Source organism: Cohnella mopanensis, from assembly GCF_022352055.1.
Taxonomy (GTDB): domain Bacteria; phylum Bacillota; class Bacilli; order Paenibacillales; family Paenibacillaceae; genus Cohnella; species Cohnella mopanensis.
Genome location: NZ_JAKRWM010000002.1, coordinates 30,353 through 53,082 on the forward strand (window position 1 = coordinate 30,353; position 22,730 = coordinate 53,082).

At 50.2% G+C, this 22,730-nt stretch carries 17 protein-coding genes; 16 read left to right on the forward strand and 1 reads right to left on the reverse strand.

All coding sequences use genetic code 11. From position 1 onward, the window contains the following. The first annotated feature begins 84 nt into the window (after positions 1-84). The 7 genes from L3D05_RS04320 (at position 85) to L3D05_RS04350 (ending at position 8,958) form a co-directional block, all read left to right on the forward strand. Positions 85-1,401 (forward strand): ABC transporter substrate-binding protein, encoded by a 1,317-nt coding sequence (locus L3D05_RS04320; RefSeq protein WP_239614785.1) that lies wholly within the window; start codon positions 85-87, stop codon positions 1,399-1,401. 103 nt (positions 1,402-1,504) lie between these two features. Beyond that, the gene (locus L3D05_RS04325; RefSeq protein ID WP_439647932.1) at positions 1,505-2,443 is read left to right on the forward strand and encodes a carbohydrate ABC transporter permease; all 939 of its coding nucleotides are present in this window, start codon (positions 1,505-1,507) and stop codon (positions 2,441-2,443) included. 29 nt (positions 2,444-2,472) lie between these two features. Continuing rightward, on the forward strand, positions 2,473-3,249 hold the full coding sequence (locus tag L3D05_RS04330) for a carbohydrate ABC transporter permease (protein ID WP_239615337.1): 777 nt from the start codon (positions 2,473-2,475) through the stop codon (positions 3,247-3,249). Between the two features lie 51 nt (positions 3,250-3,300). Beyond that, a complete protein-coding gene (locus L3D05_RS04335) occupies positions 3,301-5,481 on the forward strand; it encodes an alpha-galactosidase (RefSeq protein WP_239614786.1) in 2,181 nt (726 codons plus the stop codon). Between the two features lie 167 nt (positions 5,482-5,648). Continuing rightward, a complete protein-coding gene (locus tag L3D05_RS04340) occupies positions 5,649-6,998 on the forward strand; it encodes a glucose-6-phosphate isomerase (protein ID WP_239614787.1) in 1,350 nt (449 codons plus the stop codon). Positions 6,999-7,207: 209 nt separating this feature from the next. Further along, positions 7,208-7,840 carry a YigZ family protein gene (locus tag L3D05_RS04345; RefSeq protein ID WP_239614788.1) on the forward strand — a complete coding sequence of 211 codons (633 nt, stop codon included), beginning with the start codon at positions 7,208-7,210 and terminating at the stop codon, positions 7,838-7,840. A 110-nt stretch (positions 7,841-7,950) separates the two neighbouring features. Next, complete coding sequence (locus L3D05_RS04350) at positions 7,951-8,958, forward strand: hypothetical protein (protein WP_239614789.1); 1,008 nt, start codon at positions 7,951-7,953, stop codon at positions 8,956-8,958. A gap of 176 nt (positions 8,959-9,134) precedes the next feature. Here the strand turns inward: L3D05_RS04350 and L3D05_RS04355 are convergent, their stop codons facing one another. Next, a complete protein-coding gene (locus L3D05_RS04355; protein WP_239614790.1) occupies positions 9,135-9,536 on the reverse strand; it encodes a secondary thiamine-phosphate synthase enzyme YjbQ in 402 nt (133 codons plus the stop codon). Positions 9,537-9,786: 250 nt separating this feature from the next. Here L3D05_RS04355 and cysT point away from each other — a divergent pair, with 250 nt between their 5' ends. From cysT to L3D05_RS04400, 9 genes are all read left to right on the forward strand, one after another. Further along, the gene (gene cysT / locus L3D05_RS04360; protein WP_255807375.1) at positions 9,787-10,593 is read left to right on the forward strand and encodes a sulfate ABC transporter permease subunit CysT; all 807 of its coding nucleotides are present in this window, start codon (positions 9,787-9,789) and stop codon (positions 10,591-10,593) included. Continuing rightward, positions 10,590-11,387: a sulfate ABC transporter permease subunit gene (locus tag L3D05_RS04365; protein WP_239614792.1), complete on the forward strand. Its 798-nt coding sequence runs from the start codon at positions 10,590-10,592 to the stop codon at positions 11,385-11,387. Before cysT ends, L3D05_RS04365 begins: the two co-directional genes overlap by 4 nt. A 1-nt stretch (position 11,388) precedes the next feature. Further along, positions 11,389-12,453, forward strand: a complete 1,065-nt coding sequence (locus L3D05_RS04370) for a sulfate/molybdate ABC transporter ATP-binding protein (RefSeq protein WP_239614793.1) — start codon at positions 11,389-11,391, stop codon at positions 12,451-12,453. 41 nt (positions 12,454-12,494) lie between these two features. Further along, positions 12,495-13,580, forward strand: coding sequence for a sulfate ABC transporter substrate-binding protein (locus tag L3D05_RS04375; RefSeq protein WP_239614794.1), 1,086 nt, complete (start codon positions 12,495-12,497; stop codon positions 13,578-13,580). Positions 13,581-13,692: 112 nt separating this feature from the next. Then, positions 13,693-14,616 (forward strand): GNAT family N-acetyltransferase, encoded by a 924-nt coding sequence (locus L3D05_RS04380; RefSeq protein ID WP_239614795.1) that lies wholly within the window; start codon positions 13,693-13,695, stop codon positions 14,614-14,616. A 199-nt stretch (positions 14,617-14,815) separates the two neighbouring features. Then, positions 14,816-17,194 carry a glycoside hydrolase family 95 protein gene (locus tag L3D05_RS04385; RefSeq protein ID WP_239614796.1) on the forward strand — a complete coding sequence of 793 codons (2,379 nt, stop codon included), beginning with the start codon at positions 14,816-14,818 and terminating at the stop codon, positions 17,192-17,194. Positions 17,195-17,233: 39 nt separating this feature from the next. Then, on the forward strand, positions 17,234-19,243 hold the full coding sequence (locus L3D05_RS04390; protein WP_239614797.1) for a GTP-binding protein: 2,010 nt from the start codon (positions 17,234-17,236) through the stop codon (positions 19,241-19,243). A gap of 94 nt (positions 19,244-19,337) precedes the next feature. Continuing rightward, positions 19,338-20,954 carry a helix-turn-helix domain-containing protein gene (locus L3D05_RS04395; RefSeq protein WP_239614798.1) on the forward strand — a complete coding sequence of 539 codons (1,617 nt, stop codon included), beginning with the start codon at positions 19,338-19,340 and terminating at the stop codon, positions 20,952-20,954. Beyond that, positions 20,951-22,684 carry a sensor histidine kinase gene (locus L3D05_RS04400; protein WP_239614799.1) on the forward strand — a complete coding sequence of 578 codons (1,734 nt, stop codon included), beginning with the start codon at positions 20,951-20,953 and terminating at the stop codon, positions 22,682-22,684. Before L3D05_RS04395 ends, L3D05_RS04400 begins: the two co-directional genes overlap by 4 nt. Positions 22,685-22,730 lie beyond the last annotated feature (46 nt).

A 22,730-nucleotide genomic window follows, 5' to 3' on the forward strand; every position in this document is an offset into this window, starting at 1 on the left:
TGCATCATTATGAAGCGTTCTCAAACGGATTATGATTAGGTTCGTGAGGAGCGTATCACACTTTAACCACATAGGGGGATGTACATGAAAAGATCAAAACTGTTCTTGTTCGCTATCATGTTATTGCTGACATGGACGCTAGCTGCTTGTGGTTCCAACAACACTAACGAGGCTTCAACTTCTTCTAGCGCTTCGCCTAATGCTCCGGCTTCAGGAGACAAAGTTGACGGCAAACAAGTCACGCTGAACGTCATGACAAACATTAACGATCAACAAGCCAAAGTCTTAGAGGACATCGCAAGAGCGTTCGAACAAGAAAATCCAAACATCAAAGTCGAATTTACCGCCCCCGGCGCGGAATACGAGAATATTATGAAAGTCAAAATGGCGTCCAACTCGATGCCGGACGTATTCTCCACCCATGGATGGTCGAAAATCCGTTATGCCGACTATTTGACGGATTTGAAGGACGAAGCTTGGGTCAGCCAGATCGACGACGCAATTAAACCGGCGGTAACGGACGATGCGGGCAAAGTGTACGTACTTCCGATGGATCAGGACAAATCCGGACCGGTCTACAATGCGGAAGTATTGGAGAAATACGGCGTTGAAGTGCCGAAGACTTGGGACGAGTTGATGCAAGCCGCGGAAACGATCAAAACAAAAAGCAATGGCAAAGTGACCGCATTCCATATCGGCGGCGCGGATACGTGGCCGATTGGACAATTCTTCGATTTCTTCGCTACGCCTGCTTTCATCAGCGCAGCCGATAACAACGCTAGCCAATTCCTGGACGGTACGTTTGATTGGACTAAGTTCGACAAGCTGCCGCAAATGTTCCTTGAGCTGCAGCAGAAGGGTTATTTAAACAAGGATGTTCTGACGGCGAAGTATTCCGATTCCGCAAAAGCGTTCGCCGAAGGTAAAGTCGCATTCGGAATCTACGGTCCATTCCTGATTGACGAAGCTCAGAAGATTAACCCGAACCTCAAAGGCGGCTTGATGCCGATTCCTTCCATCGCCGCAGGCGATCAACCTACGTTGGCAGGAGGCGAAAGATCGACTTGGGGCGTATGGAAAGATTCCCCGAACATCGATGCAGCCAAGAAATTCGTAGCGTTCTATGCTAAACCTGAAAATATCGCTAAAGTAGCTACTTCCGAAATCTTGCCGCCAGGGTTGAAGGGTGTCAATATTGATGCGGGAGATTTGACGGACGATTTCGAGCAATACAAAGATCTTCGCGTGATCCCGTACTTCGACCGCGTGTACTTGCCGAACGGCATGTGGGACGTTATGTGCAAGAACGGACAAGATTTGCTTGCCGGCGGAATTAAGGTTAGCGAATTTTCCGAGAACATGAAGCAAGAATACGAACGCCTTCGCGCAGCACAACAATAATTACGGATGGCCCGTCGGCACTCGAATGCTGCGGGCTGTCTTCCCTTAAGGGATGTTTTGTTTATCGCTAGTCGCAGTTGGCGCACAGATAGGAGGAGAAATCATGCCGTCTTCGCAAACGCATCCAATCCATAAAACACAAACGGCGGCCAAAAAGGGCTTCGTTCGTAAATATTTTCAATCAGCTTCCGCGCTTAATCTTATGTATTTGCCGGCACTTATCCTTTTTGGGGTGTTTATTTTGTATCCGCTCGCCAAGGGAGTACAGATTTCATTCACGAATTGGGATGGGTATTCCCAAAATTACACATGGGCAGGGTTTAAGAAGTACACCTTGATGTTCCATGATAAGAAAATCATAACGACGTTTAAGAATACATTAATTTACGGCTTGGGCAGCACTTTGCTGCAGAACTTGCTCGGACTTGCTTATGCCTTGTTCTTGGATCGAAAAATTCGCGGCTTAGGCTTCGCCCGCACGATAGTCTATATGCCGGTCATTATAAGCCCGCTGATTATGGGATATATTTTCTATTTTATTTTTCAATATGACGGAGGTGCGTTAAACGACTTGGTTGCCGTGTTCGGCAAAGAACCCGTCGACTGGCTATCGAGCGGTCCCCGCGCAGTGTGGATCATTACTTTTATCAATACTTATCAGTACATGGGAATTGCCATGATCATTTACTTGGGGGGCTTGCAGTCCATTTCCAAGGAATATTACGAAGCAGCGCAAATGGAAGGCGCCAAATGGTGGTCTCAGTTTGCCAACGTGACTTGGCCGCTTCTAGCTCCGGCTATAACGGTTAATATCGTCCTAAACATCATCGGCGGTTTGAAGCTGTTCGACGTTATCGTCGCCTTGACCAACGGAGGTCCGGGTTACGCTTCGCAATCGCTGTCGACGATGATGTACAATTTGTATTTTGCAAGACAGGATGCGGGTTATGCGGCTGCACTTGGTAACGTGATGTTCTTGTTTATTTGCATCTTTAGCTTGACCGTCTTGTTTATACTGCGCAGAAGGGAAGTGCGCATGTGAACAAGTTCGCGAGTCGATTCTCTTTACTTATGATATGTATTGTTCATCTCGTTCCTTTTTATTTGCTTCTTAACATGTCGTTGAAGCCCTTAACGGATACAAGCAGCAAGTGGAAGCCTTCCGGTGCGATGTCCTTGGCTAACTTTGCCAGCGCATGGAATGAGGCCCATCTGGCCAGGGCAATCACGAGCAATCTGATTATCACGGTGTGCTCAATCCTACTTGTCGTCTTAATCGGTTCCTTCGCGGCTTATCCGCTAGCCCGCCATAGAACAAAATGGAACAACTTCGTATACATGCTGAGCATCTCTTGCTTGGTCGTTCCCGGACTTACGATATTGGTTCCCTTATACAAATTCATGGTGGATATCGGTGGCATGAATCAGTATTGGGCGGTTATTCTCGTACAGGTCACCTTTGCTTTGCCGTTGACTATCTTCTTAATGACAGGATTCATGGGAACGGTACCTAAAGAGCTGGACGAAGCGGCGCTGATTGACGGCTGCAGCCGGTTTTCCATTTTCCTGCGAATCATTATGCCTCTATTGAAACCGATCATTGCAACGATTGTTATCGTGCTAGGCGTTCAGATTTGGAATGACTATCAGTTCTCGGTCTTCTTCCTTCAGAAGCCTGAAGTGAAGACGATACCGGTCGCACTCTCTGGATTCATTACGCAGTATCATAGCAACATCAACTGGGTAGCGGCAGGTTGCCTAGTGGCTATGCTGCCTATGACGGTAGCTTATCTTTTCCTACAAAAATATTTCATAAAAGGAATGGCCGATGGAGCGGTTAAAGGCTAGATAAGAAATGTCGAGTTGAAACGGGCGATGTGAAAAGGAGGAATGCACAACATGTCAATCCGGTATGAGGAGTCTCAACAAACCTTTCATTTGCAAACGCCGAATATGAGTTATGTATTCAAGTTGATTAAAGGTGCTTATCCCTCTCACGTCTACTGGGGACCGAAGCTTCGCGGTTATAGTTGGAGAGAGAAAAAGCCTGCCATCGTAAGTACGGGCTTCTCTCCCAATCCGTTTCCGGACGTGGCTTTTGACTTAATACAACAAGAATACCCCGGTTATGGAACAGGCGATTATCGCCATCCCGCGTATCAAGCGGAATTATCAAGCGGAACCACCGTTACCGAGCTGGTTTATGTCGCGCATCGGATTTTCAAGGGCAAACCGAATCTTGAAGGACTTCCGTCTACTTACGTGGAGAACGACGATGAAGCCCAAACGTTGGAGTTGGAGCTTTGCGATCCCATGGCATCCTTAAAGGTCATTCTGAGCTATACCGTCTTTAGGGACCATGATGCCATAGCAAGATCCGCTAAATTCATTAACGACGGGATAGCGCCGATGGATCTCTTACGGGCATCGAGCATGAGCATAGATTTCGGACATTCAGCGTACGATCTGTTACAATTACCGGGCTCTTGGGCTAGAGAAAGGTATGTGGAAAGACGTAAGCTCTCTTCCGGTACGCAAAGCGCGGAAAGCCGAAGAGGGGCCAGTTCCCATCAGCAAAATCCCTTCGTAGCGCTCTTATCGCCGGATACAAATGAAGATGATGGAGATGCATATGGATTCAGCCTAGTATACAGCGGAAGCTTCGCTGCGCATGTCGAGGTTGACCAGTTTCATACGACACGGGTATCTATGGGCATTAATCCGTTCGACTTCAAATGGCGGCTCGATCCCGGAGCGTCGTTCCAGACGCCGGAAGCCGTGCTCGTGTATTCATCCTCGGGATTAGGCGGAATGTCCAGAATATATCATCGTCTATACCGTACTCGGTTATGTAGAGGCGAGCATCGCGATAGGGCGAGGCCCGTACTCGTAAACAATTGGGAAGGCACTTATTTTGATTTCGATGCGGAGAAAATTACGAGCATAGCCCGCGAAGCTAGTGCGCTCGGCATCGAGTTGTTCGTGCTGGACGATGGCTGGTTTGGGGTGCGGGAGGACGATACGACTTCTCTCGGCGATTGGTTCGTTAACCGCCGGAAACTTCCCGAAGGTCTGGATAAATTGGCTCTTAGCGTTAATGGGTTGGGCTTGCAGTTCGGTCTTTGGTTCGAACCGGAAATGGTATCGGTAGACAGTCAATTATACAGATCACATCCCGATTGGTGCCTTCACGTGCCGGGACGACGGCGTACAGAAGGACGAAATCAACTGATCCTCGACTTGTCTAGGGATGAAGTGTGTGAATATATCATTAAAGGGATTAGCGATATTCTGTCTTCCGCGCCAATCGCTTACGTAAAATGGGACATGAACCGCCATATGACCGAAATCGGATCGACGGCTCTACCACCAGAGTGCCAGAGGGAGACAGCGCATAGATATATGCTGGGTTTGTACCGAATTTTAGACGTCATTACTTCCAAGCACCCTAGCGTTCTGTTCGAAGGTTGCTCGGGCGGAGGCGGCCGCTTCGACCCGGGAATGCTGCATTACATGCCGCAAACGTGGACAAGCGATAATTCGGATGCCGTCTCGCGATTGAAAATACAATATGGGACGAGTATCGTTTATCCGATCAGCGCTATGGGAGCTCATGTATCCGCCGTTCCAAATCATCAAGTGCATAGAATGACATCGCTCAAAATGCGTGGGGATGTTGCCATGTCCGGCAATTTCGGCTACGAGCTTGATCTCACGGCGATGACTCCTCTGGAGAAAGCGGAAGTCGTAGCCCAGGTACAGCATTATAAGAAGCATCGCAAGCTCATTCAATTCGGTGAGTTCTACCGGTTGAGAAGTCCCTTCGAAGGGAACGACGCAGCTTGGATGGTCGTGTCTGAAGATCGTAGCGAAGCCTACGTTTCTTATTACAGGGTGTTGGCCGAACCGCATGAGCAGTCGGGGATGCTACGGTTAAAAGGATTAGATAAGGAGAGCGATTACGTGTTGGAGGAGTCAAAACAAGTTATTGGAGGGGATCAGCTAGAGCACTCGGGCCTTAACTTGCCTCCTCTACACGGGGATTTCCAGAGCGTGACTTGGTATATACGCAAACAATAATCGGATCGGGAAATAAGGCCAGCCTAGAACGCGATGGCTGGCCTTTTCGTTGTTTTTACACAATCTTCATCAAACCTTCATCGAAGCTTGCTTGTGCCGGCCGCTATTATTCAGTATTCTATAGCTAATGTGCAAAGACCGCTCGAGGTCGCGAAAGGGAGATGGATATGAGCAACAACATTCAATTCGACTATTCCAAAGCGCTACAATTCGTCGGACAGCATGAAATCGACAACCTGGCACCTGCCGTAAAGCTGGCGCATGAGCAATTACATAACGGAACGGGTGCTGGCTCCGATTATCTGGGCTGGATCAACCTGCCTTTCGATTACGACAAGCAAGAGTTTGCCCGCATTCAAAGCGCGGCCAAACAAATTCAATCCGACTCCGACGCCCTTATTGTCATCGGAATCGGCGGTTCTTACCTCGGAGCGCGCGCAGCGATCGAAATGTTGCAGCACTCTTTCTACAACACGCTATCCAAGGAACAACGCAAAACTCCGCAAATTTTCTATGCAGGCAATAATATTAGTTCAACTTACGTAACTCATTTGCTACAAGCGCTTGAAGGCAAAGATTGGTCCATCAACGTGATTTCCAAATCGGGTACGACGACCGAGCCTGCAATTGCTTTCCGTATTTTCCGCGAAGCGTTGGAGAACAAATACGGCAAAGAAGCCGCTCGCAAGCGTATTTACGCTACGACCGACAAAGCGCGCGGAGCGTTAAAAGTGCTGGCAACGGAAGAGGGCTACGAGACATTCGTCATCCCGGATGACGTGGGCGGACGTTATTCCGTATTGACGGCTGTCGGGTTGTTGCCGATCGCGGCTGCGGGTATCGACATCGAGTCGATGATGAAGGGCGCGCAGGACGCGGCGACCAAGTACAACAATCCTAACCTGAGCGAGAACCAAGCTTATCAATACGCTGCGGTTCGCAACGCCTTGTATCGCAAAGGCAAAGCAGTAGAAATTCTCGTGAACTACGAGCCTGGATTGCACTTCGTATCGGAGTGGTGGAAACAGCTTTACGGAGAAAGCGAAGGGAAAGATTACAAAGGCATTTATCCTTCTTCCGTAGACTTCTCCACCGATTTGCACTCCATGGGACAATTCATCCAAGAGGGCAACCGGATCATCTTCGAAACGGTGCTGCAAGTGGGGAACGTTTCCGAACAAATTACGATCCAGAAAAACGAGGACGACTTGGACGGATTGAACTTCCTTGCCGGACAAACCCTTGATTTCGTCAATAAAAAAGCATTCTTAGGAACTCTTCTGGCGCATACCGACGGTAACGTACCGAATTTGATCGTTAACTTGCCGGATACGAGCCCGTACACTTTTGGATACATGGTATACTTCTTCGAGATCGCGTGCGGCGTAAGCGGCTACCTGCTCGGCGTCAATCCGTTCGACCAACCCGGCGTAGAGGCGTATAAGAAGAACATGTTCGCGTTGCTTGGCAAACCGGGCTTCGAAGAAGAGAAGAAAGCTTTGGAAGCTCGTCTGTAAGAGCTTGCATGGAAACGGAATATGGAAACGGAATATCGAAAAAGAGTGCTTCCCAGCACTCTTTTTTTATGGTTAAATTTAGGTTGTGATTTTGAGCCCGGTTCTGTACGTCGTGGTATTAATCCTGATTACTTTGGCATGCGCGCTTCTTTTGGGTATGATTGTAGGCGTATACGGTATGGAAATACTAGCATAATCGGAGGGACATCATGCTTGCGCGATATACAACGGTAAGGCAATTTGGCTCTGACGAGATCGTGATCAAGAAATCCCGCTTCATTGGGCACGCGAAACCCGTGGAGACCGAAGAGGAAGCGGTTGCTTTCATAGAGGAGCTCAAGAAGAAATATTGGGACGCGACGCATAACTGCTCGGCTTATTTAATCGGAGAACGAGATCAGTTCCAGAAGGCGCTGGACGACGGGGAGCCGAGCGGAACGGCGGGCAAGCCGATCCTGGAAGTGATCAAGAACCGCGGTTTGAAAAATGTTGTCGTCATCGTAACCCGTTACTTCGGTGGAATTATGTTAGGCGCGGGCGGCTTAGTCCGTGCTTATACGGATGGCGCGGTTACCGGTATCGATGCCGCCGAGCCCATCATAAAGGTACTGCATCGCGAGGTTTTGGTCGATGTAGATTATACCTGGTACGGCAAGCTGGAGAACGAGCTGAGAGGGAGAGGCTTCAGGGTCGGCGACGTTTCGTTTACGGACCGGGTGCTGGTCACCTGTCTGCCTGAAGCCGGGGAAGCCGAGCGCTTCCAAGCTTGGATTACGGATATTACGCAGGGGCAGGCGATTATCGCGCTCGGCGAAGAGCTTTATTTCATTGATGGAGAGTAGATTAATCTGGCACTCCTTCTCTTGTCTGAAAAACCGACTATAGCGAGCGAACGAGAGAAATACGGCTCCTTATTGTCGCAAAAACCGACTATTGCGAGCGAACGAGAGAAATGTGGCTCCTTATAGTCGCAAAAACCGACTATGGCGAGCGAACAAGAGAAATGTGGCTCCTTATAGTCGTAAAAACCGACTATGGTGAGCGAAAGAGAGAAATGTGGCTCCTTATAGTCGCAAAAACCGACTATGGAGAGCGAACGAGAGGAATGTGGCTCCTTATAGTCGCAAAAACCGACTATGGCGAGCGACCGAGAGAAATGTGGCTCCTTATAGTCGCACAAACCGACTATGGCGAGCGAACAAGAGAATTGTGGCTCCTTATAGTCGCAAAACCCGACTATGGCGAGCGAACTAGAGGAATGTTGCTCCTTATAGTCGCAAAAACCGACTATGGCGAGCGACCGAGAGAAATGTGGCTCCTTATAGTCGCAAAAACCGACTATGGAGAGCGAACGAGAAGAATGTGGCTCCTTATAGTCGCAAAAACCGACTATGGCGAGCGAACTAGAGGAATGTTGCTCCTTATAGTCGCAAAAACCGACTATGGCGAGCGAACGAGAGAAATGTGGCTCCTTATAGTCGCAAAAAGCGACTATGGCGAGCGACCGAGAGAAATGTGGCTCCTTATAGTCGCAAAAAGCGACTATGGCGAGCGACCGAGAGAAATGTGGCTCCTTATAGTCGCAAAAAGCGACTATGGCGAGCGACCGAGAGAAATGTGGCTCCTTATAGTCGCAAAAAGCGACTATGGCGAGCGACCGAGAGAAATGTGGCTCCTTATAGTCGCAAAAAGCGACTATGGCGAGCGACCGAGAGAAATGTGGCTCCTTATAGTCGCAAAAACCGACTATGGCGAGCGAACAAGAGAAATGTGGCTCCTTATAGTCGCAAAAAGCGACTATGGCGAGCGAACGAGAGAAATGTGGCTCCTTATAGTCGCAAAAACCGACTATGGTGAGCGAACGAGAGACATGTGGCACCTTATAGTCGCAAAAACCGACTCTGGTGAGCGAACGAGAGAACTGTGGCTCCTTATAGTCGCCAAAAGCGACAATGGCTAGCGAACGAGAGAAATGTGGCTCCTTATAGTCGTAAAAAGCGACTATGGCGAGCGACCGAGAGAAATGTGGCTCCTTATAGTCGCAAAAACCGACTATGGCGAGCGAACGAGAGAAATGTGGCACCTTATAGTCGCAAAAACCGACTATGGCGAGCGAACGAGTTAGAGAAGCTCCGTTCAGCCTTCAACAACCTTAATGTAGTACTCCCGCTGCCGGGGGCCGTCGAATTCGCAGAAGTAGATTCCTTGCCAACGCCCGAGCAACATTTTGCCTCCGGTGAGGATGATCGTCTGCGATGTTCCCGTTGTTATCGCTTTGAGATGGGAAGCGGTATTTCCTTCGGCATGGCGATATTGGGGGTGATTCCATGGATACACCTCGTCTAGGCGCATCAGAACGTCTTTCTTAACATCGGGATCGGCATTCTCGTTGATGGTGATTCCGGCTGTCGTATGCGGGCAATACACTACGACGATACCTTCCTGAATTCCTTGTTTGGCCACGACGGATGCCACTTGTCTAGTGATGTCGATCAGTTCGTCGCGGTTTGTCGTTCGGAGATTTTCCTTGATTAACATAGCAGAGCCCTCCTCTTCTCATCCTGAATTATAACATTCGAGCTCGTTCGAGTGATGATGACAATTCACCTCCCATAAGCAATAAGAATAGGCTGTATTAGTTTTTTTGATAAAAAGGCGTTTGCCTACCCTATTTAGCATTGACGAAATTAGCGTTTTTCTGGTAAAGTATCAATACCGACTAATTTAATAGGAATTATATAATATTCAGCTCTCAAAGCTTCAGGAGGTACACGTCAACGTGAGTTCCATGCTACAGAGTCGCTGGTGGAGCTGGGGATTTCGCAGCGCTGTCATGCTTTATTTTATGATATTGATCGTCTTTCCTATTCTTGGAATTTATGGGCAGTCCTTGTCCGCCGGTTGGACGGCTTTCGCGGATAATATCACGGAGCCGCTAGCTTGGAAAGCCGTATTGCTGACGATCAAGCTGGCTGTCATCGGTACGTTGATCAATGTCTTGGTCGGCACGATGTCGGCCTGGGTTCTAATCCGTTACCGCTTTCCGGGACGCAGACTGTTGAACAGCCTGGTGGATCTCCCTTTTGCTCTGCCTACGGCAGTGGCTGGCCTCATGATTTTATTGCTGCTCGGGCCGCATAGCTTCGTAGGGGAATGGGCGGAGAAACTCGGCTTTACGATTCTGTTTCATCAACCGGCGATTATTATCGCGATGGTATTCGTGACGTTTCCTTTCGTCATCCGTGCCGTTCAGCCTCTACTGGAGGAAATGGACGCTTCAGAGGAAGAGGCCGCCTATACGCTAGGCGCAACGAAAGCGACAACCTTCTGGCGGGTTATTCTGCCGAATATGTTGCCGGGTATTCTAAGCGGCGCGATGCTTGCCTTCTCCAGAGGGTTAGCGGAATTCGGTGCCGTCGTGCTCGTCGCGGGGAATATTCCGGGCAAAACCTTGATTGCTTCGGTTTACATTTTCGGAGAGATCGAGAGCGACAACACGATCGGAGCTACGGCGGTCAGCGTATTGCTGCTTACCTTCTCTTTCCTTATTCTATGGACGGTTAATTACGTGCAGATGAGGAGGAAGAACGGATGAGACGCTTATGGATTGGTTTGACCGTAGCCGTATTCGGACTATTGCTCATCGTGCCTGTCGTGCGTATCGCTATGGGGGCTTTCAATGAAGGCTGGGGCGGGTTCGCGAATGGAATGTCCAGGCCGGAAACGTTACATGCCTTATACATGACAGTTCTTATAGTGATCATTGTTACGATTATCAATACGATATTCGGAGTCATGTTGTCGCTCTATCTGGTAAGAGCAACGTGGTTAGGACGACGAATTAAACAACTGCTCAATAGTATCGTCGATTTGCCTTTTGCGGTCTCGCCGGTTATCGGAGGTTTGATGATCGTGCTGCTGCTCGGGCCGGAGACGGCGCTGGGCGCCCTGTTCAACAAAGCGGGGGTAGATATCGTATATGCGCTGCCGGGGATGATCATCGCGACTTTATTCGTAACGTTCCCGTTGATCGTTCGCGAAGTGATGCCTGTGCTGCAGGAAATCGGAAGCGCGCAGGAAGAAGCGGCTTCTACGCTCGGTGCAAGCGCATGGACCACGTTCTGGCGCGTCACTTGGCCCTCCATCCAATGGAGCGTCGTTTACGGAGTCGTATTGACGGTAGCCAGAGCTTTAGGAGAATTCGGAGCGGTGCTTGTCGTATCCGGCAATATTTTGTTCAAGACTCAAACGGCAACGACTCTCGTCTATCAAGATGTCGAGAACTTTAATCTTACCGCCGCGAATTCGATCGCATTGGTATTGGCTGCGGGTTCTGTAACGTTACTATTGCTCATGGAATGGGCCAAATCGAGAAGGGGAGTGCATTAAGATGCATATCGAAGTCAGCGGATTGAACAAGAAATTCGGCGATTTTCAAGCAGTCACGAATGTTAATTTCGAGATTGAGAAAGGGCAGTTGATTGGCTTGCTAGGCCCGAGCGGTGGCGGCAAAACCTCGATTCTGCGTATGCTCGCCGGCTTGGAATCCGTTGACGAGGGGGATATCCTGTTTCACGGCAAACGGGTGAACGATCTTCCTCCTCAAGAGAGAGGCATCGGGTTCGTCTTTCAGAACTATGCGCTGTTCAAACATATGTCCGTTGAGGACAATATCGCATTCGGTTTAGAAGTGAAGAAGTGGTCGAAGCCGAAAATTAAAGCTCGGGTAGCCGAACTCGTGGAGTTAACGGGCTTGTCCGGCTTCGAGAAGCGTTATCCTCACCAACTGTCCGGAGGACAGCGTCAACGCGTCGCTTTCGCGCGGGCCTTGGCTCCCGAACCGCAATTGCTGTTGCTCGATGAGCCCTTCGCGGCCATCGACGCCAAGATCCGCCATGAATTGCGTTCTTGGTTGCGGGATATGATCGATCGCTTGGGCATCACCTCCATCTTCGTTACGCATGACCAAGACGAAGCGATCGAGGTTGCCGACCAAATCATGATTATTAACAAAGGGCGTCTTGAACAAAAAGGTACCCCTTGGGAAATTTATAAAAACCCGGAATCTCCGTTCGTCGCCAGCTTCATCGGCGAATCGACGATCGTCGACGACGTTTCCTCGCTGCGCGGATTCGGCAATGCTACCGACTGGCCGGGAACGAAAGCCCTTATTCGCCCGGAATACGTGGAGGTTGGCAAACCGTCTGATTTCAATCTGCTATCGGCAACGGAGAAAGGAATCGTTCGCCATGTCCATTTCCGCGGAAGCGAGTGGCTGGTCGAGGTCGAGGTAGGTTCTACCCGTCTTGTCACTTACCGTTCGTTGGAAAAGGAGATTCTTCATCCGGGCGACGAGGTTCAAGTGTTGATCCATCGAGCTTATCTATTTAACGATAACGATAGCTGGGTAATGGAGAATAAGTTGAAGGAAGATCCGTTGCCGGTTCATATTTAAGATTTGGTGGGAGCCTACGAAGGCACCTCGGGAGGACAGCAATGAACACGGGTAACCGTAAAATAAAGCTTGGCCGTAGATCTGGACTATTTAGTATACTCATGCTTATCTTCCTATCGTCTACTTTAGCCGGTTGCGGTGGATCGAACCAAGCGACACCGGGCGATGGCGAGAACGCGGTTGCTAAGGGAGACGTAACGCTAGTTCTCGGAGCTTATTCCGTTGCCAAGGACGCTTTGCAGGATATTTTGCCTGCTTTCAAAGCGGAATGGAAATCGAAGACCGGGCAAACCGTTGCCTTTCAAGAATCGTATGAAGCGTCCGGAACGCAAACTCGCTCGATTATAGGCGGTTTTGAAGCCGACGTGACGCTGTTAGCGCTCCAAGGAGATATGGAGAAGCTGGTGAAAGCCGGATTGGTCGCGCCGGAATGGAAACAAGCAGCTCATAACGGGATGGTCACCCGCTCGATCGTCGTTCTAGGAACGAGGGCGGGCAATCCTTTGGGGATCAAGGATTTCGAGGATTTGACTAAACCCGGCGTGAAGGTGCTCTATCCGAATCCGAAAACTTCAGGCGGAGCGCAATGGGACATCAATGCGATCTATGGAGCGGGCTTGAAGAAATCGGAAGCGGCTACCGGAACGAAGGATCCCGCTGCGGCCAAGAAATTCCTGGAGGACGTTCATCGGAATATCGAGTCGATGGACAAGAGCGGCCGGGCCTCTATGGCGGCTTTCGAATACGGGGTCGGAGACGTTATCGTGACATACGAGAACGAACTGCTCGCAAGAATTGCGCAAGGCGTTCAATACGATATCGTCGTACCGCCGAGTACGATATTGATCGAGAACCCGGTCGCGGTCGTCGGCCGCAATGCGGATCGTCATGGAGTAAGCGAAGTGGCTCAGGCGTTCGTTCAATACTTATATTCGGATGAGGCGCAGAAGCTATTCGCCAAGCATGGCTTCCGACCGGTCAGCGACGAACTTTCCGCCCAGATGCAAGCGGACTATCCTCAGCCTCCCGAGTTGTTCACGATCGACTACTTGGGTGGATGGGATAAAGTGAAGGAGACGTTATATTCCAAGCGAGGCATCTGGTATCAAGTGTTGGCGGGAAAATAGCGTTCGTGGAAATAAATCGGTAAAAAACAGCCAAAGCGGGAATGCTATGCTCCGCGTGGCTGTTTTTTTTGTTATAATTATCGATTAGATCAGGTATTAGGGAGGACTCACCTTGTTAAATCCAACTACTATCCGTACCATGCGTTTTATCCTTTATTTCAAGACTGCGATGCTGCTTATGATGTTGGTTGTATCTCTATTTAATACGAAAGACTTTTCTAATGTATCCGTTAGTAACATCGTTATCATTCTTGTAGCGGCGATTGTACCGATGGGCTTGATGCTTGTGACCATCAACAAAAGAAAAATGTTCCTTTCCATGATATTGGCTTTTGTCATATTCCTCTTTACGCGCATTGATATGATCCAGTTGGTATCGTCTTTAGTGTTAATCTTGTTGTTCTTCTTAAAGCAAACAAGAGATTACTTCCGCGGCCAGAACATCCAGCCTGCCCGTACTAACGAACAACCTTCGGAAGCGGACGAAGCCGAGCAAGCCGCATTAGTAGATCCAGACGATGCCCCGGTTAAGCCGACGCCGAGACTGAAGAAAGATCCGGTAGTGACCATTCGCGAAGCGACGCCAGAGGATGCGGATACCGTGTTTTCCTTGATGATGATCGCCTTCGAAGAGTATAGAACGGCTATTCCGCCTTCGAGCGCATTGGAAGAGACGGAAGAGTCCATCTTAAAGGGACTTCAAGAGCAAACCGAATTCGCGGCCATCTTGTACGAGGACGATACGGCTACGGCGATGGTACGGTTTCAATACATCGACGACGCCATTTACTTTTACCGGTTGTCCGTTATTCCGAATCGCCGCAGAAGAGGGTACGCGAGACAATTGGTGAAATGGATCGAGAGGCAAGGGATTTCCAAGGGGCTTAACGTTAGCCGCTGCAAAGTAAGACAATCGGTTCAGAACAATCTGGTGTTGTACCAGAATATGGGCTATGAGATCGTGGATCAGGAGCTGGTCGTCCGTCCGAACGGAACCGTTAAAGCTCTGAAGATGGAGAAACAGCTTGGGGTGTAAATAAGGTTTCGAAATCGGAGTGGTGAGCAGAGGAAACATTTCTGCATCACCACTTTTTTGTACCCGCAAGCCAGTCAAATTACCGGATTTATTGAGGTTTCCTATCGGATATTTATATGGTGGAAAGCCATTCCATTCATTTAGAATGAGATCGAGCAGCAAGATTGTAGGATTGATCTCCCGAAAGGATGACGATAACATGAGTCGAACAACGTTTCGTAAACTTTGGTACACCGAGCCGGCGACTGACTGGGAGAAGGAAGCTTTACCGATCGGTAACGGTCGGTTAGGAGCTATGATATTCGGCGGCCTTGGCGAAGATCGGATCCTGTTGAACGAGGATACGCTTTGGTCGGGAGAGCCGGCTGATAAGACGAATCCTGCTGCCGCGATCGCGCTTGACGGGGTACGCAAGCTCGTATTTGCCGGGGAGTATCGTAAAGCGCAAGATTTACTAGAGCAGGAGATGTTCGGTCCTTGGAATCAATCTTACATCCCGATGGGCGATTTGGTGATGAACTGGAAGGAAAGCGGACCTGTTGTTTCCTATACGAGAGAGTTGGATTTAAACACGGCAGTGACGAAGGTGAGTTATATATGCGACGGCGCAAGGTTCGTGCGCGAAGCGTTCTGCTCCGCTCCCGATCAAGCGTTGATCATGAAGTTCGGATGTGACCGTCCCGGTTCTATCTCCCTAAAGATCGGATTAGATAGCCAGCTTAAACATGAGGTTGATCTTGCTTCCTCCGAAAAGTCCGGTCACCGTCTAACGCTAAAAGGGAGGGCACCGGTTCATGTAGCACCGAATTACGTTCATGAATCGGAACCTATTATCTATCGCGACGGCAAAGGGATGACCTTCCAAGCTCTGGTTAAAATCGAAGTCGCTGGAGGAGATGTCGCCATTAAGGATGGACGATTCGTTATCGAGGCTGCGGATGAGGTGCTGTTAAAGCTTGTAGCCGCAACTAGTTTTAACGGATTCGATCAAGATCCGGCTACGAATGGTCTTGACCCGTCGATTCTATGTGCCTCGATGCTATCCGGCATATCCGATCAAACCTATGAGAAGCTACTAGCTTCCCATACTACGGATTATCAGAGCTTGTTTCATCGGATGGACTTGAAGCTCGGCAGGGAGAGCGATAACGCTGCAAAGATCGCTACGAATGAACGATTGCGGAAAGTTAAAGAAGGCGGAGAGGATCTATCGCTAACGGCGTTATATTTTGATTATGGCCGGTATTTGCTTATCGCCAGCTCGCGTCCCGGGAGCCAACCCGCTAATCTGCAAGGAATATGGAATCCCCGGTTAAGGGCATCTTGGAGCAGTAACTGGACGACGAATATCAATGCACAGATGAATTACTGGCTAGCGGAAAGCTGTAATCTGAGCGAGTGCCATGAGCCGCTATTCGATCTTATCGATGGTTTGCGCGTGACAGGTAAGCGCGCCGCCGAGGTGAATTACAACTGTCGAGGATGGACGGTTAATCATAATGTGGATCTTTGGAGGTCCGCAACGGCCGTAGGTTTGAACGCCAAGTGGGCTTATTGGCCGATGGGCGCGACGTGGCTGTGCTGGCACTTATGGAATCGGTACGAATACACGTTAGATAAAGCATTCTTGGAGGAGCGCTTATATCCGGCGTTAAAAGGAGCTGCGGAGTTCTGTCTGGATTGGCTGGTGGAGAGCCCGGAAGGATATTTGGTCACTTGTCCGTCGACTTCTCCCGAGAACGATTTTCTCACTGCGGATAGCGAAGCGTGCAGCGTGTCTTACGGTTCGACGATGGATATGACGTTGGTTCGCGAAGTTTTCCGCCATTGTATCGAGGCGAGCGAGATTTTGCGGACCGATGCTGAATTCCGCGAGGAGCTGGCTGCTACCCTGGATAAGCTGCCTCCTTATCGGACAGGCCAATATGGCCAATTGATGGAATGGTGCGAGGACTTCAAGGAAGAAGATCCAGGTCATCGCCACCAATCTCATTTGTACGGATTGCACCCGGGAGATCAATTCGTGGCCGGACGCGACGAGGCATGGGTAGAAGCTTGCCGGACGTCATTGGAGCGCCGCTTATCTTCGGGAGGAGGACATACGGGATGGAGCTGCGCGTGGATCATTAATCTGCAAGCCCGTCTTGAGAATGGGGATGCCGCCCATGATTATGTCATGACCTTACTGCGTTGCTCTACCTACGACAATCTATGGGACGCGCATCCGCCGTTTCAGATCGACGGTAACTTCGGCGGGGCTGCCGGGATCGCGGAAATGCTGCTTCAGAGCCATGCGGGCGAAATCCGCCTATTGCCGGCATTGCCGTCGGCATGGCCGGAAGGCAGCGTAAAAGGATTGAAAGCTCGCGGAGACTGGAGTATTGATATCAGATGGATAGATGGTAAGCTAGAGGAAGCAAATTTGAGTACGTTTCTTGCGCAGGAATGCCGGTTACGTTTACCTTATCCGGTAAGGGTAACCTGCCAAGGCCAGGCGATCCGTACCGTTCGCTCTGACGATGGCGCCTTATCTTGGGCCGCGGAAGCGGGACAAGCGTACTCCGTGCGAATAGAGTAATTAAACAACTAAGTTGGACGACCACAGAGGTGATCAAGAGTGACGGAGCAGGGGATCAAACTTAGAAACGTCGGCATATTCGCCCATGTCGATGCAGGCAAAACGACGACAACGGAACAGATCTTATTCCGCAGCGGACGGATTCGCACGCTTGGCAGCGTGGACGACGGAACGGCGCAGACGGATTGGCTGGAAGTCGAACGGACTCGCGGCATTTCCGTGCGGTCTGCGGTGACGAGGTTTCAGTGGAAGGATGTCCAGGTGAATCTGGTCGATACGCCAGGACACGTCGATTTTCTATCCGAGGTGGAGCGATCGCTAAGGGTGATGGATGGTGCCGTCCTCATCGTCTCGGCGGTGGAAGGCGTGCAGGCGCAAACGGAAGTTATCTGGCAGGCGTTAAGAGATTTAGGCATACCTACGCTTATCTATATTAACAAAATGGACCGGATCGGAGCGGAGCCAGATAGAGTGCTAGGTGAGATTCATCGTCTCTTGTCATCTGGGGCCGTTCCAATACAAGCTTACGACGGATTGGAAGGGGGGTTCTCGGGTTCTGTCGAGTTGCTGACAGTGGAAGAGCCGGATAAAGTTGCTCTATCGCCATCGACGGTACGAACAGTCGAGGGGCGAGGGAGTTTGATAGAAAAAATCGCGGAAACGGATGACGCCCTTCTCGAACGTTATTTCGAGCAAGGGGAGCTCTCGGATGCGGAGCTGCTTCCGGTATTCCGGGAAAGCATTCGGGAAGCTAAGCTGTTTCCGGTATTATATGGAGCTTCCAACCGCGGCATCGGCGTCGAACAATTAATGGATGCCGTCATTGATCTGCTGCCATCGCCTGAGGGAGACGAAAGCGCGCCATTGTCCGGCGTCGTATTTAAGCTGGACAAAGACCCCGTGATGGGGAGACTGGCTTATGTCCGCCTATATGGCGGTGCACTTCGCAACCGGGATACGGTTCGTAATCATGCGCTCGATATAGAGGAGAAAGTCACGCAGATCCGCAAGATGGAAGGGCAACGGAGCGAGGACATCGGCATTCTGAAGGCCGGGGATATCGCCGTCGTTTGCGGGTGGAGCCGGGTGAGGATCGGAGATGTTATCGGCGATCAAGAAGGCGTTCCGGGGGAGAGACGAATCGCGGAGCCGCTGCTCACCGTTCAGGCTCACTGGCGCAATGATGCTGAATATCCGGCCGTCGTGGCGGCGTTCCAGGAGCTCGCGGACGAAGATCCGCACTTGGACGTTCAGTGGCTGCAAGAAGATAGAGAACTGCATGTGAGGGTCATGGGCCCAATTCAGGTGGAAGTGCTGGGTCATATGTTGATGAGCCGTTACGGCCTGGATGTCACTTTCGGTGCGCCGTCGGTCATCTACAAGGAAACGCCCGTGAGGAAGGCCGAAGGTTTCGTTGCTTATACGATGCCTAAGCCTTGCTGGGCCATTCTTCGTTTCGTCATCGAGCCGGATGTTAGAGGAAGCGGTTTGACTTATCGTTCGAACGTAAGAACGGAAAATCTGCTGGAACGCTACCAGAACGAGGTCGCCAGAAGAGTGCCGGAAGCGCTCGAGCAAGGTCTGCGCGGTTGGCCGGTCACCGATCTGAAGGTCACTTTAGTGGAAGGCGAACATCATGTATGGCACACTCATCCGTTGAATTTCGTCGTCGCGACGCCGATGGGAATCATGGACGGACTCGTGAATACGGAGACGAGGCTGCTAGAGCCGATGCTTCGATTCCGGTTATCTACTCCGGAAGAATACGGCGGGAAAATCATGAGCGAGCTCGTCGTCATGCGCGGCGAGTTCGATACGCCGAAGGTGCGCCAAGGCCGCATGGAGATCGAAGGCCGGCTGCCCGTCGCGACTTCGCTAGAATTCCCTGCGCGTCTGGGATCGATGACGAAAGGGAGAGGCACGCTGACGACCTTCTTCGACGGTTATCAGGACTGTCCTCCGGACGTTAACGCGGAACGGACGAGGCGGGGCGTTAACCCGCTGGACACGTCCAAGTACATTCTGGCGACGCGCAATGCGCTGACCTAATAGGGTTTACTTCCATCGGGATGTTATAGTAGACTCGGATTACCTAATTTAGGGTTTACGGCAGATCAGCATGCATCAGGAGGAAGTGAACCTTATGTACAGTCTCCTTATCGTGGACGATGAAATTTATGCGGTTAATGGCATCAAGGCCGGATTGGATTGGTCCGTCATGGGCTTCTCCGCCGTTCATGAGGCATATGATAGGGCGATGGCCCAAGCTATCATTAGCACCACGCCGATAGACGTTATGATATGCGATATTGAGATGCCCGGCAGCAGCGGGTTGGATTTATTGGAATGGGTCAACGAGCAGGGGTATCCGATCGAGACGATCTATCTGACGTGCCATTCTAATTTTTCTTACGCGCAGAAGGCGCTGCAACTGGGCAGTCTTAATTATCTAATCAAACCCGTCGAATTCAACGAATTAGAGAGCATCGTTATGAAAGCGCTTAACAATATCGCTCGCGAGCAAGAAGCAACCTATGCCCAGAAGGAATATCACAAATATCTGCAACTATGGGAAACGCAGAAGCCGCTCATGATCGAGCGATTCTGGCAGGAGCTGCTGGATTATCGCAACACCCCTACCGAGAGCTGGATGATCGGAGAGCTGGAAAGCTTCGATACTAAACTGTCTACGGATACTCGCGTCTTTCCGATTCTGATCAGCGTTGAACAGTGGCACAAAGAAATAAGTACCCGAGACGAAGAAATCATGGAATACGCGCTTCGGAGTGCCGCGAAGGAGATCATTATGGCAGACGATCCGGGGATCGTCTTTCAGGATCGCGACGGCATGATCGTGATTTTGTTTTACAGCAGCGGAGACCGGATGATTCAAGAAAGAATTAAGAGCTGCGATGCGTTCGTCGATTCTTGTTCAAACTATTTTTTCAGCACGGTATGTTGTTATTTGGGGAAGGAGACCGAAGTCAGACAATTGCAGACGATGTACCGGGCTTTGCGGTATTCAGAGCAAAACAACGTTCGACGTACCCATAAGGTCATATGTTATCTCGAGGATCCTGCCGATCCGTCAGGTGACTTCGACGCGCTTCCCGACTTTTTCCAATGGTCCGAACTTTTGGAATTGGGAGGCATCGAGCAAGTGCGCGATCACGTTCGCGAATGCTTCGTGAGGTTGGAGCAGGAGTCAAATTTGCGAATGAACGCTTTGCATTCCTTTTACCATGGGATGTTACAAATGGTGCATTATCTTTTGCATAAGAAAAAAATGGTTTCCCCCGAGCTTCAGGGCGGAAAGCTGTTGGAGAAGGATTCCGTAACCCGCTCGCTGAGAGAATTGCAGGCTTGGGCGGAACAAGTCTTGGAACAATTCGCGAAAGCCCTCCAATCCGGACAAGTAGACGATTCTTTGATCGATAAAGCGAAGAGATACATTAACGAGCATCTTACGGAAGAAGTGAGCAGGGAACAGATTGCCGATCATGTATTCCTAAATCCCGGTTATTTGTCGAGGTTGTTCAAGAAGGAGACGGGAGAGTCGCTATCGGATTATATTTTGCGGGAAAGAATGAAAATGGCTAAGAACGCTTTGACCTTCTCGGATGAACCGATCAGTAAAGTGGCAAGATCGCTCGGGTATAATAGCCTTTCTTATTTCGGCAAAATGTTTAAGAGATTCTATCAGATGAGCCCTCAAGATTATCGGAAGAACCCCTGCGAAGCGGAGGGGAACGCGCCATGATGCCGCAACGTTCGCTTAGCTTCAAGTTGACCGTAGCTTTCGTCGCGGTAGCCGTTCCGCTTATTCTATTTCTCGTGTACATCAACGGATATGCTATGAACGTCGTCCGAGCCCAAGTCGCGGAATCCCAGCAAAGCCTGTTGAAAATGCACTCGAACGAAATGGACGCTAATCTTGTCCAAGTGGACAATTATTTACTGAGCTCGGCATTTCAACACGCGGGTATCACCTCTCTGACGTTGAACGCGCCGGATAGCGACGAGTACATGATGACGAAGATCCAGGTTCTGAACCAGCTTAATTCGGATTTGGTTAACTATAGCCGAGTTGGCATGCTGTTCGTCTATGCTTCGCGGAACGAGGAATTATTGACGTCAGAGCATAACCGTAATGTTTCCAAAGCCATCAAAGACGAGTTGGCTGCGGTGATGAAGAATCTTTCGCCGGAGTCCACGTTTGTCAAGGAATGGGGAGCCATTCGACTAAATGGCCAGTTATGGCTTATGCGCGTGGAAAAAAATGATTTTAACGTCTTTACAGGCGCTCTTATCAGAATAGAAACTTTAATGAGCCCGATTCGGAACGTCATGAAGGATGGGGCAGGGGAAGCGCTACTCCTGTCAGATACGGGAGAACTGTTGACGACGGGTATTAGCTTCCCTCATTCGGTCGCCGAGCGCATCCGCATCTTGAGCCAATCGGACAAGTCTTTCGAGACGATGACGCTGGAGCAAGAGAAAATGCTTGTCGTCACGAATGCTTCGCAGCAGTCCGACGCCAATCTCGTCGTCATGATCCCCGAGAAACAGTTGCTTCAACGACTCATGACCTATCAGCGAATTATTAACATGACGCCCTTCGCCGCCGTGCTGCTGCTCCTGATTCTCCTGATATTCCTGAGAGGAGTCGTGTTGAAGCCGATTTATCAGCTGATTCGCGGAATGAAGCGGATCAAGGAAGGGGATTTGAATTATCGGCTGGATCGCTTTTCGTCCAGGGAGTTCGATCTCATTACGAGCAACTTCAACGCGATGGCATCCGAGATCAATGATTTGAAAATCAATGTGTACGAGGAACAGCTACGACTGAACAAAGCGGAGATCAAGCAATTGCAGTTGCAAATCCATCCACATTTCCTGCTGAATTCGCTGAATGTCGTCTTTCACTTGGTCGAATCCCGAGAGATCAAGCTCGCTCAGCGAATGATTCGGTACATTATGAACTACTTCCGGTTCGTGACCCGAACGGCGGTTCCGCTAGTCCGGATGGAGGAAGAGATCGAGCATATCGTCACTTACTTGGAAATCCAGAAGATGAGATTCCCGAATTTCCTCGACTTCAAGGTAACCGTGGACGAATCGCTTAAATCCGCTTTGTTGCCCCCGGTTCTGTTTCAACCGTTCGTCGAGAACGCGATCATTCACGGATTCTTGATCCGCAACCAGAAGTTCCTTGTCCGTATCGACGTGGAGAACGATTCGGAACATCCCGGCAACGGCATCGCGATCCGAATCTCGGATAACGGCACGGGTTTTACGGAAGAGCAGCTCGGAACGTTCGACAGCGGCCAATTCAAGCAAGATCACGAGCACCTGGGTATCGGCAACGTGTATGAGCGCTTACGGATGAATTATGGAGAGCGCGCGAAGCTTCTCTTCGGCAACGTGCCTGAAGGAGGGGCGGAAGTCGTGTTGCTCTTGCCGTTTCAAACCGAATCGCATTTGCGCTAGAATGCCCCCGGGAATGGGGGCTTTTTGCTTTCTTTGGGACGGATAA